General features: G+C 42.5%; 14 protein-coding genes. All 14 read right to left on the bottom strand.

Annotation, left to right across the window (positions count from 1 at the left end; translation table 11 throughout):
- Positions 1-268: 268 nt before the first annotated feature.
- The 14 genes from MQE36_RS03245 to MQE36_RS03185 all read right to left on the bottom strand — a co-directional run bounded on the left by MQE36_RS03245 (position 269) and on the right by MQE36_RS03185 (position 16,153).
- Entirely contained in the window at positions 269-1,183 is a 915-nt protein-coding gene (locus MQE36_RS03245) for a helix-turn-helix domain-containing protein (RefSeq protein WP_045802064.1), read from the bottom strand.
- 5 nt (positions 1,184-1,188) lie between these two features.
- Positions 1,189-1,677 carry an asparaginase domain-containing protein gene (locus tag MQE36_RS03240; protein WP_045802065.1) on the bottom strand — a complete coding sequence of 163 codons (489 nt, stop codon included), beginning with the start codon at positions 1,675-1,677 and terminating at the stop codon, positions 1,189-1,191.
- An 87-nt stretch (positions 1,678-1,764) separates the two neighbouring features.
- Positions 1,765-3,732 (bottom strand): heavy metal translocating P-type ATPase, encoded by a 1,968-nt coding sequence (locus MQE36_RS03235; protein ID WP_149276648.1) that lies wholly within the window; start codon positions 3,730-3,732, stop codon positions 1,765-1,767.
- On the bottom strand, positions 3,729-4,103 hold the full coding sequence (locus MQE36_RS03230; protein ID WP_149276649.1) for a DUF3703 domain-containing protein: 375 nt from the start codon (positions 4,101-4,103) through the stop codon (positions 3,729-3,731). Before MQE36_RS03230 ends, MQE36_RS03235 begins: the two co-directional genes overlap by 4 nt.
- 54 nt (positions 4,104-4,157) lie before the next feature.
- Positions 4,158-4,574, bottom strand: coding sequence for a Fur family transcriptional regulator (locus MQE36_RS03225; protein ID WP_149276650.1), 417 nt, complete (start codon positions 4,572-4,574; stop codon positions 4,158-4,160).
- Positions 4,575-4,576: 2 nt separating this feature from the next.
- Positions 4,577-6,739, bottom strand: a complete 2,163-nt coding sequence (locus tag MQE36_RS03220; RefSeq protein WP_242937747.1) for a TonB-dependent receptor — start codon at positions 6,737-6,739, stop codon at positions 4,577-4,579.
- 68 nt (positions 6,740-6,807) lie between these two features.
- Positions 6,808-7,125, bottom strand: coding sequence for a DUF6660 family protein (locus tag MQE36_RS17015; RefSeq protein WP_149276652.1), 318 nt, complete (start codon positions 7,123-7,125; stop codon positions 6,808-6,810).
- A 45-nt stretch (positions 7,126-7,170) separates the two neighbouring features.
- Positions 7,171-8,880 carry an efflux RND transporter periplasmic adaptor subunit gene (locus tag MQE36_RS03215; protein WP_149276653.1) on the bottom strand — a complete coding sequence of 570 codons (1,710 nt, stop codon included), beginning with the start codon at positions 8,878-8,880 and terminating at the stop codon, positions 7,171-7,173.
- 6 nt (positions 8,881-8,886) lie between these two features.
- Entirely contained in the window at positions 8,887-9,366 is a 480-nt protein-coding gene (locus MQE36_RS03210) for a DUF305 domain-containing protein (protein ID WP_149276654.1), read from the bottom strand.
- 11 nt (positions 9,367-9,377) lie between these two features.
- On the bottom strand, positions 9,378-10,091 hold the full coding sequence (locus MQE36_RS03205) for a PepSY domain-containing protein (protein WP_149276655.1): 714 nt from the start codon (positions 10,089-10,091) through the stop codon (positions 9,378-9,380).
- 5 nt (positions 10,092-10,096) lie between these two features.
- Positions 10,097-12,637, bottom strand: coding sequence for a heavy metal translocating P-type ATPase (locus MQE36_RS03200; protein ID WP_045802075.1), 2,541 nt, complete (start codon positions 12,635-12,637; stop codon positions 10,097-10,099).
- Between the two features lie 74 nt (positions 12,638-12,711).
- Positions 12,712-13,167: a heme-binding domain-containing protein gene (locus MQE36_RS03195; protein WP_045802076.1), complete on the bottom strand. Its 456-nt coding sequence runs from the start codon at positions 13,165-13,167 to the stop codon at positions 12,712-12,714.
- Positions 13,168-13,764, bottom strand: coding sequence for a DUF3347 domain-containing protein (locus MQE36_RS03190; protein ID WP_045802077.1), 597 nt, complete (start codon positions 13,762-13,764; stop codon positions 13,168-13,170). It lies immediately after the preceding gene.
- A gap of 37 nt (positions 13,765-13,801) precedes the next feature.
- Positions 13,802-16,153, bottom strand: coding sequence for a multicopper oxidase domain-containing protein (locus MQE36_RS03185; RefSeq protein ID WP_242937746.1), 2,352 nt, complete (start codon positions 16,151-16,153; stop codon positions 13,802-13,804).
- Position 16,154: the final 1 nt, after the last annotated feature.

Genomic DNA, 16,154 nt, shown 5'->3' with positions numbered 1-16,154 from the left:
TGTATTTTGATATGAAACCATAGAAATGGGATTTAGTTGATGCGGTTGGTTAGATGATATCATAGTCCTGCAAAATGATATAAATGAACGCCACAGGTCATTAAATTTGTGGCTCATTGGTGTATTTTATGGAACTCACACTAAAATAATTTTACCTGGTAAACGTACAAGGAAAACTTACCGTATTTAATTACGGAACAAGCCGTATTTTTCTACGGAAACTCTGTGAGACACTGAATATACTTAGGTCTTCAGAGAGGAAATTTAATTATCTTTTTTTGCGAAACCGCTTTAAAAACTCGCGTCTGTTCTTCACACCCGTTTTCTTGAAGATGTTTGAGGCGTGTTTTGACACGGTGCTTTCGGCAATGAAAAGTTCCTCGGCAATTTTCTTATAACTAAGATTGCTAAGGATGGATAGTGCAACTTCAATTTCCCGTCGGGTTAAATCCTCATAGATTATCTTGCGCTCTACAGATTCTTCGCGCTGTTTTTTCTTCAGGGCAAATACCTCATACATTCGGGTATTGTTTTCAATGAAGTATAAATATCTATCTACCTCAATGGCTGTGATGGCAAAGAAGGCCAAATTCATTACGGTAAAGGTTATCCATTGATAATCACCTATTACGGTGCAGATGGGTAACAGGGCTATACTTGCTACACTCACCATAGATAATTTGTTACGCCTTAAAATAAAGGCATTCGGGTTGCTCGGATTTGAAATACGACGATAGAAAATGATGAGAAATACAAATGCTATTATGGATATGGGAATAGTAAAAAGAAAGCGAGCCGCATCCAAAGAGTCTGTCAAAAAATATGGCATCAAAAAAAGAACAACATAGCTGCCACTCGCTAAAAATGCGAGATTTTTAATGGATGAGTTGAATTTCAATACGACGATGTCGTACTCTTTATACAGGTAGTAAACGATATACACGCATAACGCAATGGCCACGCCATACGTAATGATATATTGAAGGATGAATGGCCCTGGAAAGTTGTCTATGGGTAAAAATCCGCCCGTGGCATTGTATGTAATGAAAAGTATGCCGAGATATAAAAACCGTCGAAGGCTACTTCGTGTATTCCTTCTCGAAAAGTAAAAAGTGAGCAATACAATGACCGTATCTATTAAAAGATAGAAGAAAGTTGTCCAATGTATTGACGTGCCGAACATTTACTTTACTGGTCATTGCGCTCAAATTTGTTGGTTTCTAAATTCTTTGAAACATTGTTCCAATTGAAAATCTTTCCGTTCATAGCAATATAAACATCCGGTTTTAGAAGCTGTAATGAGCTTAGTGCATAGCCTAAATTAAACAGTGCATCTGTCTCTGCAGATGAACCTAAAATGAAAGACCCAACCAGTACGACGGTTTTATTCAGGTTGAGTTTTCCGATATATTTTGCGGTGTCTTCCATCGTGAAAGTACCGTGAGTTATCAAAATCTTTGTCGCAGCAGATTCCTTAATCTTGCAAATCAACTGCGCTCTGTCCTCATCTGTGATGGCCCTGCTATCCTTTTTGAACACACTTTCGATGGTGTAATCAAAATCAACATTGGCTTTCTCAAGAAAACCTTGAATCGTGACATTTGATTGGGTTATACCTTTTCCGTCCACATAATCCAGTCCTTCAATGGTGCCGCCTGTTGTAAGAATATGTATCATAAAATAGGACTTGTTGTGACCTATAAAGATAACAGATTTTTAACAGTAAATATTAAATAACATCACATTAAAGACTTGGAAAGAATATCATCCCCACTTCTTTTTCTGCAATCGCACCGCATTAAAAATAGCAAGCAACGCCACACCCACATCGGCAAAAACGGCTTCCCACATAGATGCCAAACCACCAGCACCAAGGATAAGAACAACTACCTTTACCCCAAAGGCCAGACCGATGTTTTGCCAGACAATCCTACGGGTGGAACGACCGATTTTGACTGCTCTTGCAATCTTACTGGGTTGGTCAGTCTGGATGATTACGTCTGCGGTCTCTATGGCCACATCGCTTCCCAATCCGCCCATTGCGATACCCACATCACTTGCAGCGAGTACGGGTGCATCATTGATGCCGTCGCCCATAAAGGCTACGGTCGTATCAGGTTGTTTTTTGAGTTCTTCTACTTCGTTCAGTTTGTCTTCTGGTAGCAGACCACCTTTCGCCCAATCGATTTTCAATTCTTTGGAAACCTGTTGGGTAATGGAATCCTTGTCGCCCGATAGCATTATGATTTTAGAGATACCCGCTTCTCGTATCTGATTGATGGCTTGGTGTGCATCTTCCTTCAGTTCATCGGCAATGGTCACGTATCCGGCAAACTTTTTATCGATGGCTACCATTACTATGGATTCGACTATGGTATCGGTTTCAGAGGGGACTTCGATGCCGTTGGAAACCATCAACGCTTTATTGCCCACTAATACTTGCTTTCCATTGACCGTACCTTTCAATCCTTTTCCTGCTACTTCGGAAACTTCGGTCGCTTCAAAATCTGCACCATCGGACTTATATTCCAGAATTGCCTTTGCAATGGGATGGGTGGATTGTTCTTCCATCGCCATCAGGTACTGCATAAATTCCGCTTCCGCGAAAGCAGATTTATTGACCACTTCCTTAATTTTAAAAACCCCTTTGGTTACGGTACCCGTCTTGTCCATCACCACAGTATTCACCTTGGTCATCGCATCGAGAAATGATGCACCCTTGAATAAAATACCGTTACGGGATGCCGCACCGAGACCACCGAAATATCCCAAGGGAATGGATATGACCAAGGCACAGGGACAGGAAATCACCAAGAATATCAAAGCACGATATAACCAATCCCTAAAGACATAATCATCCACAAAAAAATAAGGCAAGAAGGTCAGACCGATGGCGAGGAAAACCACGATGGGTGTATAAATCCTGGCGAATTTTCTAATGAATAGTTCCGTTTTAGATTTTCGGGCGGTGGCGTTCTGCACCATATCTAAAACCCGGGCAATGGAACTGTCCTTGAATTCTTTGGTAGTCTTTACTTCAATGACCCCATCTAAATTGATGCTTCCCGCATACACCTTTTCGCTATTGGCGATGGTGTCTGGTTTGCTTTCCCCGGTAATGGCAGCTGTGTTCAACGATGCTTTTTCGGACAGTAGAACCCCATCCAAAGGAATTTTTTCGCCTACGCGAACCTGAATCCTTTCACCAATCTCGACCGTTTCCGGATTGGCCGAAACAAAATCCCCATTTCTAAAAACCAAAGCCTCATCAGGTCGTGCATCCAAGAGTGCCTTGATGTTTCCCTTTGCGCGATTTACCGCAGCGTTCTGAAACAGTTCACCTACGGCATAGAAAAGCATCACGGCCACACCCTCGGGATATTCACCTATGACAAATGCCCCCAAGGTAGCGATGGACATCAGGAAAAATTCCGTAAAAAAATCGCCCTTCTTGATACTGTTCCAGCCCTCTCTAATGACCGGAAACCCAACGGGAATGTATGCAACGGTGTACCAAACAATCCGCACCCAGCCCTTAAAGAATGGAAACGCATCAAAATAATCAATGGCAATACCAGTAATCAGCATAACAAAGCTGAAAATAGCGGGTAGGTATGTCTTAAAATTGGAAACTTCTTCGGGACTGCTGTGGCTATGGCCGTCGTCGTGACTGTGCTCGCCCTGATGTTCTTTCGGGTTCAAATCCCGTAAGTTTACTTTTTTCTTTTTCATTGAGTTTTTTGGTATTTCTTTAAAATTTTGACTAAGTCTTCGGGCATTTCCATTCTTTTCAAAGGCGGTACGTTACTACCACCCGTATTTCCAAGAGGTACGTGGTCAATAAATGATTTCCAACCACCAACCAAGAGCCGAATTACTTGACCCAAGACTTCTTTTATGTTTCGCTGACGTAACCCGAATTTCAACATTAGCCAATGGGTATAGGTATGCTCTAAGGGGTAGGATTGGCCAAGGATATGGGAACGTTCAAGATGGTGCCAAGCTTGGGGCAGATTTCCACTTTGCAAAGAAGAACGATATAGGCTCAGTTCATTCAAATAAAATGCTCTGAGACCTATTGGAATGGTGGTATTGAATTTCATAAACTTAAATTATTGTGCTAATGTAGGCTGAAACTGGATGCAACGGAAGTGCATTTATAGTCCGCTACATTTATCACAAATACCTTTAACCACCAAATTTATATTTTCTGAAACAAAACCTTGCGGAACTTTAATCTGAGGAATTTTATGGTCAGTTAAGCAAATGGTTTCTTGGCAATTATTGCAATGAAAATGCAGGTGCAAGTCGTTTTCAATTTCACAATTGCAGCCTTTTTCGCAGAGGGCGTATTTAGTAATTCCTGTTCCATCGTCTATTTGGTGCACGATTGCTTTTTCCTCAAAGGTTTTCAGCGTTCGGTAGATGGTGGTTCTGTCCGCTTTCGCGAAAGCGTTTTCTACATCAGTCAATGTGACTGCCGAATCTTTTTCTGAAAGGAATTTGTAAACCAACAATCGCATTGCGGTTACCCGAATTTCCTTAGATTCTAAAAATTGTTCTATCGTTTGCATAATTAATCGTGGTCTTCGTTTCCAAATGGTTTTATAATAAGGCCTACGCTGAAAATAAACCCGTCAGTTGGGGCATAAATTTCAGGAAATTCGGGATTCTCGTGTGGTGGCAACACCAATGGCGAAAATCTGCTTTGTCTTCTATCTGTGAAATTTTCAAAATTTAGGAACACACTACCAAAGTTGAAATTGCGCATTGCCAGTAATCCCATCGTAATAAAATCAGTTGTTTCTGTTCCGTTGGATAACAGTTGCTTTCCTGTGTAAAAAGTTTCGTAACCAATTCGCCACTTGTCCGATTCGTACATCAATACGCTTCCTGCATTGTGTCTTGCAGTTAGTGGCTTTTGAGGGTTACCTGGCAAATAATTCAATCGTGTATCGATAAAGGCGTAGTTTAAAAACCATCTGAAATCGTTGTAAGTGAATTTGATATTGGTTTCTGCACCTTTACTTAAAATCTCCTCTGCTGCATTTTTGAACTCAAAAAACCCATTGTTTGTGCTGTTTAGCAGCAAACCGTTATTGATGGCGGTAACATAGAAAAGTTGATTTACAGAAAAACCAACGGTTTCAAACAATCGTGTCTGGTAATTGAAATCGAGGTTTATTCCATAGGATTGTTCTGCTTTAATCGTCTCTTTATCTATGACAAGAACGTTTTCAAAGTTGATAAACTCGGCTTCTTCTGTAAAAATATCGGGAATCTTGTAACCCAATCCGCCACCAATTCTGCTTGAAAATCCGCTGTTATTTTTATAGAGTAGCGAAACTCTTGGTAATGGAAAAAAGCCGAAGTCGGTATTGTAATCTGCCCGTAAGCCAGTCTCTAAAATCCAGTTCTCAGATAGGTCGTAAATGCTGTTTGCAAATGCACCGAGGGTAACGTCATTTTGGTCACGTTGTAAAGGTGCGTTGTCGTTTTCATCAAAGTTTGAAGTATATAAGTTAGCACCGAAAATCCAATCTAATTTTGAAGTCGCACGTTGATAATTGATTTCCGTAAAAGAATTGATTTGCTGACCGTCAAAACTAAAATCAGGAATCGTCAAATTTCTATCGAAAAATGAGACACTATTTTTTACGTTGAAAGAACTAATGGAATCTAATTGCGTTCTATAAACTGCCTGACTGCTTAACCGTTTTGATATATTTTTCTCGGTATATTGATGAATTCCGTTTTCACCTTCTTCAATTTTGGTGATATCGCCACCAATTCTGTCATCATAAGTTCCATTTAAACCAAACCAAACTGTAGTCTTTTCTGATGGATAATAAAACAGTTTAGGGTTGAAAGAAATTGATGTTGTTTTTGGTAGATTACTAAAGCCATCTTCTTCTGGGTCATACGCTTTTTGATAGTGCCCAGAGCCGTAGAGTGAAATACCAAACTTTTCTTTTCGCTTGCTATAGAATACATTTGCTGTACTTCCTAAAGCTTGTGTTTGGGTCAACATAATGTCCAAAGATGGTGCTGACTCTGGTGTCTTTGAGACCATATTGACCAAGCCTGCAATGGCTCCGCCACCGTAAAGGGTTGATGAACTTCCTTTGATGATTTCAAATTGTTTTAGGTCTAACGGCGGAATTTGTAAAATGCTCAAACCACTCGAAAATCCACCATACAAAGGAAATCCATCTCTCAAAAGTTGGGTGTAGCGACCATCAAGTCCTTGAATTCTAATGTTTGTGTTCGCGCTACTTAAAGATGTTTGTTGCATCTGAATTCCCGTACTTTCTCGAAGCACCATCGAAATATTGGTAGGATTCATAATGGCTTTTTCAGTCAGCTCCTCGGTACCGATGAATTCAATTCGGGTTGGAATTTTCTTGACCGTTCTCGTGCTTCGTGTGGATTGCAAAACGACTTCATCGAGTTCGTTACCGCCAGCTTCGAGCGTAAAAGTGAAAATATCTTTTGAACCCACCTCGATAGTCGCTTCGAGGGTTTTAAAGCCGAGGTATGAAATTCTTATGATTTGATTACCATTTGGAATCTCTGCAAAAGTGGCAATACCATCAAAACCGGTTACTGCACCTTTTTCGGGTTCTGGAAAATAAACCGTTGCACCCATTAAAGGCTCTTTTTCATCCTCTGTGATAACTTTTATTTGAACATCTGATGTTTGTGCCTTTATTGAAAAGCACAATAAAATTGTGAGCATTGCGCTCAAAATGAATTTGTACATTGAAATTTATAATTGATTAACTAAAATTGACGGTTTGTCTTGTATTAGCTCATCAATTGTGGCGGTTGCCAGATAGTGGAAAGAAAATCAAATCGGTAGTTGGATTGATAACTTGAAAATACTTCTGTTGAGATTTCTTCGCTTCGATTCAGATTGAATGTTTTGATTGGCACATAAGTAATTGCCATTCCACAGCAATTACAAATACAGGTGATTGGGCACGAATCATCACTATCCTCTTGGTGGTTGTGGTTGACGCTTATCTCATCTTTATGTAAATCTTCCACATTGTTTCCATCTGTACAGGGTTTTATAGAAAGAACAAGAAATAGAATGGATAATATGACTGCGATGTTTTTCACTTATGCAAAGTTAAAAATTTATGGATGCAATGGTGTTGCAAAGTCCTATTTCAATGAATCAATCACACTTCCACAAGTCAACATCGCATCACCATAGTACGGATTGCGGATTTCTTCTTTGGTGCTTAACCAAACCGCCCCTTTATTGTTATTTGCCATTGGACATTTTTGAACATATAGGGTATCATCCACACCTTCGAGGTTCATTGCAATGGCAACCAGATTTTCATTGAGAATAACGAAATGGCTGCGTTGGTTTTCCAAATCGGAATTACTTGCTATGGCATCCAACATTTCAATACTTTTGGATAGATGGGTTTTGAGCATTTTGTCCAAATCGTTTTGTGGTATCGCCTTCATTTCTTCAGAAGTTGTCGTTGCGAAAGTGGAAACTTTTTCAGCATCACCGGCCACCAACGCATCTTTGAGTTCAAGGTATGAGGGCAAAGCCTTCACAAACTGACCTTGAAAAGAAGTTGACAGTGACATTTCCATCGCCATCATTTCTTTCTCTTCTTGAGTACTTTGATTCATCATAGATTTCTTGCCTTGCAATTGGGCAGCAGCATCTACGGTAAAGGTGCCATTGGTCACAATCTCATCACCATTTTCTAAACCGGACGTAACCGTAAACATATCGCCATTACGATTGCCAAGAGTTACTTCCCGCATTTCAAAAACAGGCTTGTTGGGGTTGGTTTTGATATACACCAAAGACCTTTCGCCCGTCCACATCACAGCACTTGCGGGTATGGTCAGGTTTGATACCGTATTTGCCGTTGTTCCTTCTACTTTACCAGTCACGAACATTCCCGGTTTTAGCAATCCATTGCTATTTTTAAGATTGGCCCGAACGGTAACCGTTCGCGTTTGTGTGTTCAGAACAGGGTCTATGAATGAAATTGTTGCATCAAATTCCTTATTGGGGTAAGCATTAGTCGTTACTGAAATTTTCTGCCCTTTTTTAAACTCTGAAATCTGGTTTTCGTAGGCATCAAATTCCGCCCACACAGAGTTTAGGTTACTCACCTTTACAATGGGCTGTCCCTGTTTAACATAGTCGCCTTCGGCAGCCATTTTTTCTGAAACCGTTCCGGATACGGTCGCATAAATCGGGAAGTTTTCCTTGATAGTGCCGGATTCCTCTATACTATTGATTTGGGTATCCGAAAGTTTCCAAAGTTTCAGTTTGTTGCGTACCGCCTTGTATAGTGAGGGTTGCGATTCTTTTAGCGAAGCCGCAGTAATCAATTCTTGCTGAGCAGCTATCAGATTAGGTGCATAAATGGTTGCCAACAATTGCCCTTTTCGTACTTCCTGACCTTCAAAATTGACGTTGAGACGTTCAATCCTACCATCAAAATAACTGGCCTGCACCGCATTTTCTTCTTCGTTCATCTTGATTTTTCCCGAAAGGGAAATCATATTCTCATCATCTACAGAAGCATTTCCCACGATGGACGTTTGGATGTCCGCCAACGCCATAGCATTTTTGGTCATCTTTATTTCGTTCATTGCCAGTCCGTCGGCACCCGATTCCGCAGGAATTAAATCCATTCCGCAAATGGGACAATCACCTGGTTCGGGTTGCATAATCTGAGGGTGCATTGAGCAGGTCCACATCTGACCTTCCGCTTCTGCGGAATGGTCGTGGTTATCTGTCATAGATTCTTCCGATGAGCCCCCAAAAATGAGCCAACCACCAAGCAGTCCCACAAGTACCGCGATGGTGATGTATATAATATTCTTTTTCATAGGTTGTTATTTTTCGTTCTGTAATCGTTCAATCATTTTTTTCATTTCGGCGATTTCCCTGCGCTGTGCCTTAATGATTTCTTCTGCCAGTTTCTTTACCTCTGGGTCTTTAATATCCGCACGTTCACTGGTCAAGATTGCGATGGAATGGTGTGGTATCATTGCTTTCATCCATAGTACATCGCCTACGGTAGATTTTTGGTCACGTACGAGAAACAACGCCCCCAAGAACAAGACCAAACTACCGAATAAGATGGCCATATTCTTTTTTTTGTCAGTGTACATCTTGCGCATAAAAAACCACATAATGACTGCCATTGCTGCTATGCCCAGACAGACCATATAGAAGCGCGTTAAGCTGAACCAGACGTGGTCCCATTCGTAAGTATTGAGATACATTGTGATGTACATTGCCACAAATGAGCAAGCCAGCATCATAAAAAATGTTCTGTACTTTCCTTTGTTTGCGTGTTTTGATTGTTCCATAGTTTTCGATTTTAATGTTTTTTGTTTCTTTTTTTTATTTTTCTAATTGTGGGCGAGCTGATGTACCACAACAAAAACCCGCTCAATACGGTTATCAATCCCAGTAGGGAAAAGGTGCGTAGTACGATTGTGTTAAAATCATCGCGACCTTCATAATCCATCGTATGGGTCATCCACAGAAAGTCGAACCATCGCCAATCCCGATGACGTAGCGTTTGGAATGCGCCATCTTTTTCTGAAACGTAGGCCTTGATGTTTTCAGAGGTTTCATAACTGATGACATAGGCCGGAAGCGGTCTGCCACGATACTCGCTATGGCTGCCCACTTGCTCGATGCGCTCGATTCCTTTTACTTGAAGTTCCGGCAGCATATTCCGTTCAGCGATTTTCAGAGCTTCACTTTCTGAGATTACTTTCTTTACTTTGCCTGTCTTGGCATCAAAAAGTTGCTTGTCATTTATCCAGTAATAGGGATTGCCATCAATTTCCCGAAGTTCTACGGAAACTATCCCTTCTTCAGGATTCACATCGGATGGACTTATCAAATGTGTAAAAGCAGATGCCTCGACCGGGTCTTGCCGAAATTGGTCGCCGTGTATTTCGTCAATGTCCGTCCAACTGAAATACATTCCACTTATCGTCCACATCAAGAACTGGATGCCCAGGAAGATGCCCAGATAGCGGTGCGCCTTTCTAATTTTTATCGCTGTTTTTCTTTTTACCATATCATTTAGTCGATGTTTGAACCTTTGAGCCTTAGCGAATTGGCGATTACCGAAACCGAACTGAAGCTCATTGCCAGGGCCGCAATCATTGGGGACAATAAAATCCCGAAAAATGGATACAGCAATCCCGCAGCAATGGGTATTCCCAAGGTGTTGTAAATCATCGCAAAAAACAGGTTTTGCTTGATGTTTCGCATCACCACATCGCTTAAATTTCTTGCCTTGACAATACCGTGCAGGTCGCCTTTGACCAAAGTAATGGCAGCACTTTCTATGGCCACATCTGTACCCGTTCCCATTGCGATACCCACATCACTTTTTGCGAGAGCTGGGGCATCATTGATACCGTCACCCGCCATTGCAACTACCTTTCCGTTTTCTTGTAGTTTTTCAACTTCCTGCAATTTGTTTTCGGGAAGCATTCCCGCCTGAAAGTCCGCAAGATTGAGTTCGTTGGCCACTGCCTGAGCTGTATCGTGGTTGTCGCCCGTTAGCATAATCACATCGATTCCCTTGTCCTGTAATTCCTTGATAGCCTTGGCACTCGTTTCCTTGATTTTATCACCAATTACCACATAACCGACAACGCTTCCATCAATTGTGAGATAGGAAACGGTTTTGCCCTGCTTTTGGAAAGATTGGGCTTTTTCTTCCATAGTTTCCAACAACTCGGCATTGGCGTGTTCCATCATTTTGGCATTTCCTAAAGCCACGTCCTTGCCGTTGACCTTGCCTTCAACACCTTTTCCGGTAACGGCATTGAACCCATCGGCTTTAAGGAATTCGGTGTTTTGTTCTTTTCCGTATTTGACGGTAGCTTCGGCAAGAGGATGTTCACTCTGATTATTCAGGGAAACAATGTATTGCAATACTTCACTTTCGCTGAAACCGTTATCAAAAGACCCCACTTTTTCCACCGTGGGTTTTCCTTCAGTAATCGTTCCCGTTTTATCCACGATGAGGGTATCTACCTTATCCATCTTTTCGAGGGCTTCGGCATTTTTTATCAGCACGCCGTTCTGTGCACCCTTACCGACACCGACCATTACGGACATAGGCGTTGCCAATCCCAAGGCGCAGGGACAGGCGATAATCAAAACAGCAATGGCATTGACCAGGGCATAGACATAGGCCGGTTCTGGTCCCCAAATTGCCCAGACCCCAAAAGTGAATACTGCGATAATGACCACGATGGGCACGAAGTAGCCTGAAACCGTATCGGCCAATTTTTGGATGGGCGCACGGCTGCGACTGGCATCATTGACCATCTGGATAATTTGTGAAAGCAACGTGTCGGAACCTACCTTTTCCGCTTTCATTAGGAAAGATTGGTTGCCATTAATCGTTCCGCTGCTGACCTTATCATCTACAGACTTGTTTACGGGAATGGGTTCGCCCGTTATCATTGATTCATCGATGGATGTTTCACCTTCGGTGATGACGCCGTCAACCGGAATTTTATCACCCGGTTTTACCCGAAGAATATCGTCTAATTCAATTTGGTCAATAGCAACTTCCTGTTCCTCGCCATCCACGACTTTGACTGCCTTGTTGGGTGCCAGTTTTAAAAGTTCCTTGACTGCGGAATTGGTTTTACTATGCGCACGAGCTTCTAACAATTGGCCAAGCAATACCAACGTAAGAATGACCGTGGCCGCTTCAAAATACACGTGAACGGTTCCCGCTTCGGTCTTGAACTGTTCGGGGAAAAAGTCTGGTACGAGCATCCCGAATACGCTGAACAACCAAGCCACACCTGCACCAATGCCAATAAGGGTGAACATATTGAGGTTCCACGTTTTTATACTGCGGTAAGCGCGTTCAAAGAACATCCAAGTGGCGTAGAACACAACGGGAATGGAAAGCGCAAACTGAATCCAGTTCCAGTATTTCAGTTCCAGAATGTCGTACAGCGGATTGTTGGCAACCATTTCGGACATCGCAATGATGAAAATCGGCAACGTAAAGGCCGTGGCTACCCAAAACTTTTTGAGCAGTTTTTTATAGGTTTTTTCTTCTGCGGATAGGTCGGGTTCCATCGGTACCAAGTCCATTCCGCAAATAGGACAGCTTCCCGGCTCGTCCTTTACGATTTCGGGATGCATTGGGCACGTCCACTGTTCAGAAGTGGTAGCGGTCAAATTCTGTTCCTCGACCAAATCCATTCCGCAGACAGGGCAATCGCCCGGTTTGTCATAGGTTTTATCGCCTTCACAGTGCATCGGGCAGTAGAACGTTCCGGTTCCCTTGCCTTTAGGTTTTTCTTTTTTCGCTTTCGTACTTCGACTATGCTCAGCATTAACTTTAGCGGAATCATCCTTGTGATGATGTTTGCCTGGGTTGTGAATGCTATACGAACCGCCATCTTGCTTTAGTGCTTCCTGAAATGTTCCGATAGGAATATGCGATTCCATTTCAATGACCGCTTCAGATTTTTCTAAATTGACCGATGCTTCAATTACACCATCTACTTTAGAGAGAGTTTTCTCGACGTGGGTTCTGCAACCATTGCAGGTCATTCCGTGTATGTGATAGGTGTGTTTCATTACTTTACTAATTTGTGCCTGTCACGGGAAGGGTCACTAACCAACCATCAAACTTCCCTTCCCGCAGCAGGACTTTATTCCAAGCTATCTTTTAATTTTTTCATATACTCAATTACTGCTGTTTTGTTCGTTTCAGAAAAAATGGCATCCCTATGAATCAACGTATAGCTATCCAAAGGCATTTCACCATCTTCAATCTGGTTTATGATAGACCGTAATTTGCTATTTTTCCTTCGGTCGGAAAGGTTGCCCCATTCGTTGAAATTCAGCTCTGCCTTTCCTTCTTTGATATGATGTTCCAAGTACCAAGCAGATGGTTGCACCTTGCTGTACCAAGGATAATCGGTATTGTTACTATGGCAATCATAGCAGGAAACCCGCAACGATTGTTCTACCGTTGCAGGTACATTGTTCACGAGCATAAAATCAGTTTCTGGTACCGTTTCATTCTGGTTATAGTCCACAGTAAAAAACTGGATGACCACAAAGGCAATCAATGCTATCCACGCTATGATTTTTACTATTTTCATTTAGTTTATTTCACGTTGCACCTTACCACATTTCAGCATTTGGGCACCGAAATAGGGGTTTCTGATTTCTTCGTTCATACTTAGCCAGGCACCACCTTTATTGTTATCGTACATTGGGCAATACTGCTCATAAATGGTCATTGAAGTTCCCGTTATCGCCACCATATCGGTCATATCCTTACTAAGTGTTTTGAAATGCTCACGTTGGTGGGCTATATCGCTCTCGCCTATATGCTCGGCGTGTTCGGTGGCATCCTCAATGATGTCCTTTAGTTCGTTCTGCTCGCTGTCCGAATAGCTCGATGCATCAAAAGATTTTAGTGATTGTGCCAAGGTGTTGCCCAGTTCTTTTGCTTTGGAATTGTCATCGTTGACCAAAGCATCCTTCAGGTTGAAATAGTCTTTCAATACCACTTCTGCCTTTGTATCTTGATTTTTGTCCATAGCCATATCTTCCTTATCATTCATCGTTTCCTGATGCATCTCGTTGCTCATAGGTGCAGCTGGTTCATTCTTGTTTCCATCCTTGCAGGAAACGGTTAGAATCATTGTGGCAACAAGTGCCATTGTGCTCATTGTTAATTTGATTGTTTTCATTTTGTGTCTGTTTTAAAGGTTTATAAATGGTTTGTGTTTAAAATCTTGCCGATAGACCGCCACCCCAACCAAAACGGTTGTCGTAGCTGCCCATCAACGAAAAGTTTCTGCTTAAAACGTATTCGAGGCCTACCTGCCAAGTGGTCTCTTCTTCAAAGTCGGTCCCTTCCTCAAAATCGGTGACCCAGCCGAAGTCCATCTGGTATTCATATTCCCCGTAAAGGGCGATATTTCGGAAAATCATCGTTGCAGTTGCAAACGATATGGTCGGCCTTAATTTGTTGTCTATCCGTAAATCGGAATCGATAAGAAGCGGCAATAGGTAGCGCACACCCACAACGCCCGTCGTTGAAATTTCATCAAGGCTGTCCTCGCCCTCATTTTCTACATTTACACCACCGAATACACGGAAATAGCTGTTAAGCCAACGTTCATACGTGAACTCAGCTTTCAGATTTTCGTTCCAACCGTATTCCCCGCGAAGTGTAAACTGGTTACGGATATTGGTGGCGGTATAAAAAAGTTCTGTCATATGGCTTGCACCTGTGATTTCACCCCACGTCCACATATGGTCTGCCTCTGTGGTCAGATTGGAAAGTGGATAGCCCTTTAAGCGTTCATCGCGTGGTGTATCATAACTGAATACCCGTGCCATCCCACTGTTGATGTGATAGAGGACGTGGCAATGGAAAAACCAATCGCCATATTCAACGGCATCAAATTCGATGACCACTTTCTGCATCGGTGCCACGTTCACGGTATGCTTTAGCGGACTGTATTCGCCGTTCTCGTTGAGCACCCTGAAGAAATGCCCGTGCAGGTGCATCGGGTGGTGCATCATCGTCATATTGTTCAAGGTAATACGAACCACTTCGCCTTGATTGATTTTTATTTTATCGGTTTCAGACAATGGTACGCCGTTGATTGACCATACGTAACGGTTCATATTTCCCGTGAGGTTGAACAGCATTTCCCGGACAGGTTTTCCATCCTCAAATTCAGTCTTGCCGGGTGCTTTTAGATAGTGATAATTGAATTCTGGATTGCCACCTGTTTTCATATTGTCGCCAATGACCTTTTCCTGTGGTACCATATAGCCCATTTTCATTCCGCCCATTTTGCCCCCATCATCCATCTTCATCTTGTCGTCCATTTGCATATCTTCGTGACCCATCTTATCGTGGTCCATTTCGGTGGAATCCTTTTTCATTCCCTTCATCTTGTCCATCTTCATTCCGTCCATTTTCATCGCATACTTTTTCATCTTTTCGATGGAATCGTTTTTTGAGGGATTGAACTTGGCGGCGGGTGCGCCCATCTTCATATCCATTGCCATCATTTCCTGCATCTGTTTGATTAGGTCTGGCTTGGGAACTTCTGCTGCGGGCAAGACTTCGCCCTTTCCCAAAAACGCCGAAGCCTTTCCAGAACCGTCCTGTGAAGTAGCAAGTATTTCGAGCTTCCCGCTTTCGGGAATCGTGACGATAAAATCGTAGGTCTCTGCTACGCTGATAAGCGTTTTGTTCTTTTTTACCGGTACAACATCCAGACCGTCAGATGAAACCAGCATTGGGTCTTGGCCACCAAAGGTGAGCCAGAAGTAAGAGGCTGCGGCGGCGTTGACAAATCGTACCCGCACCCGTTCGCCAGGCTTGAATTCAGGATAGTCTTGTTCTGCTTGGCCATTGATAAAAAAGAGGTCATAGTAATTATCGAGTATGGCCATATCGGGCATTCGTTGCCACATCATCTTCAATTTGGCACCCGTGGCACCTTTGGCGATGACCTTGTCCCAACTCTGTATCTGATTCTTCTTGATGAGATACCATTCGTTGCCACGCTTCAGGTTTCTTAGCTGTGATTTTGGATTTTCGTCCATCCAATCGGATAGCACCAATACCAAATCTTTGTCATATTCTAAGTCGGTTTCCTTGGGGTTGATTTGGATGGAACCATAAACGCCACGTTGTTCCTGCAAACCTGTGTGGGAATGGTACCAATATGTACCCGATTGTTTTAACGCAAACTTGTACTGTTGGGTCTCGCCGGGTTGAATCGGTGGTGTGGTCAGATACGGTACACCATCGTAAAAGTTGGGCAGTATAAGCCCGTGCCAATGCACCGATGTTTCCACATCCATTTTATTGGTCACGTTGATGATGGCAAATTCCCCTTCGTTAAATTCGAGATTGGGTCCAGGAATACTTCCGTTAAAGGTCATTGCCTTTACATCCTTACCCGTGTAGTTGACCGTTTCGTAATCAATGGTCAAATCATAGACCCGTTCCGGCCAGTTGTCAACATTCTCTTCACTCTCATTCGCTTTGAATTGGGCGTTCGCACCGAAGGAAATGAGTAATAAGAGAAGTAAGTTTATTTTCAATTTCATA

Origin of the sequence: Zhouia spongiae (assembly GCF_022760175.1) — a bacterium.
Lineage (GTDB): Bacteria > Bacteroidota > Bacteroidia > Flavobacteriales > Flavobacteriaceae > Zhouia > Zhouia spongiae.
This window is presented reverse-complemented; position numbering and strand designations above follow the sequence as displayed.

Excerpts from the sequence above, each read along its gene's own strand:
- MQE36_RS03245 (WP_045802064.1), bottom strand. The coding sequence starts at position 1,183 with ATGTTCGGCACGTCAATACATTGGACAACTTTCTTCTATCTTTTAATA.
- MQE36_RS03240 (WP_045802065.1), bottom strand. The coding sequence starts at position 1,677 with ATGATACATATTCTTACAACAGGCGGCACCATTGAAGGACTGGATTAT.
- MQE36_RS03235 (WP_149276648.1), bottom strand. The coding sequence starts at position 3,732 with ATGAAAAAGAAAAAAGTAAACTTACGGGATTTGAACCCGAAAGAACAT.
- MQE36_RS03230 (WP_149276649.1), bottom strand. The coding sequence starts at position 4,103 with ATGAAATTCAATACCACCATTCCAATAGGTCTCAGAGCATTTTATTTG.
- MQE36_RS03225 (WP_149276650.1), bottom strand. The coding sequence starts at position 4,574 with ATGCAAACGATAGAACAATTTTTAGAATCTAAGGAAATTCGGGTAACC.
- MQE36_RS03220 (WP_242937747.1), bottom strand. The coding sequence starts at position 6,739 with ATGCTCACAATTTTATTGTGCTTTTCAATAAAGGCACAAACATCAGAT.
- MQE36_RS03215 (WP_149276653.1), bottom strand. The coding sequence starts at position 8,880 with ATGAAAAAGAATATTATATACATCACCATCGCGGTACTTGTGGGACTG.
- MQE36_RS03210 (WP_149276654.1), bottom strand. The coding sequence starts at position 9,366 with ATGGAACAATCAAAACACGCAAACAAAGGAAAGTACAGAACATTTTTT.
- MQE36_RS03205 (WP_149276655.1), bottom strand. The coding sequence starts at position 10,091 with ATGGTAAAAAGAAAAACAGCGATAAAAATTAGAAAGGCGCACCGCTAT.
- MQE36_RS03200 (WP_045802075.1), bottom strand. The coding sequence starts at position 12,637 with ATGAAACACACCTATCACATACACGGAATGACCTGCAATGGTTGCAGA.
- MQE36_RS03195 (WP_045802076.1), bottom strand. The coding sequence starts at position 13,167 with ATGAAAATAGTAAAAATCATAGCGTGGATAGCATTGATTGCCTTTGTG.
- MQE36_RS03190 (WP_045802077.1), bottom strand. The coding sequence starts at position 13,764 with ATGAAAACAATCAAATTAACAATGAGCACAATGGCACTTGTTGCCACA.
- MQE36_RS03185 (WP_242937746.1), bottom strand. The coding sequence starts at position 16,153 with ATGAAATTGAAAATAAACTTACTTCTCTTATTACTCATTTCCTTCGGT.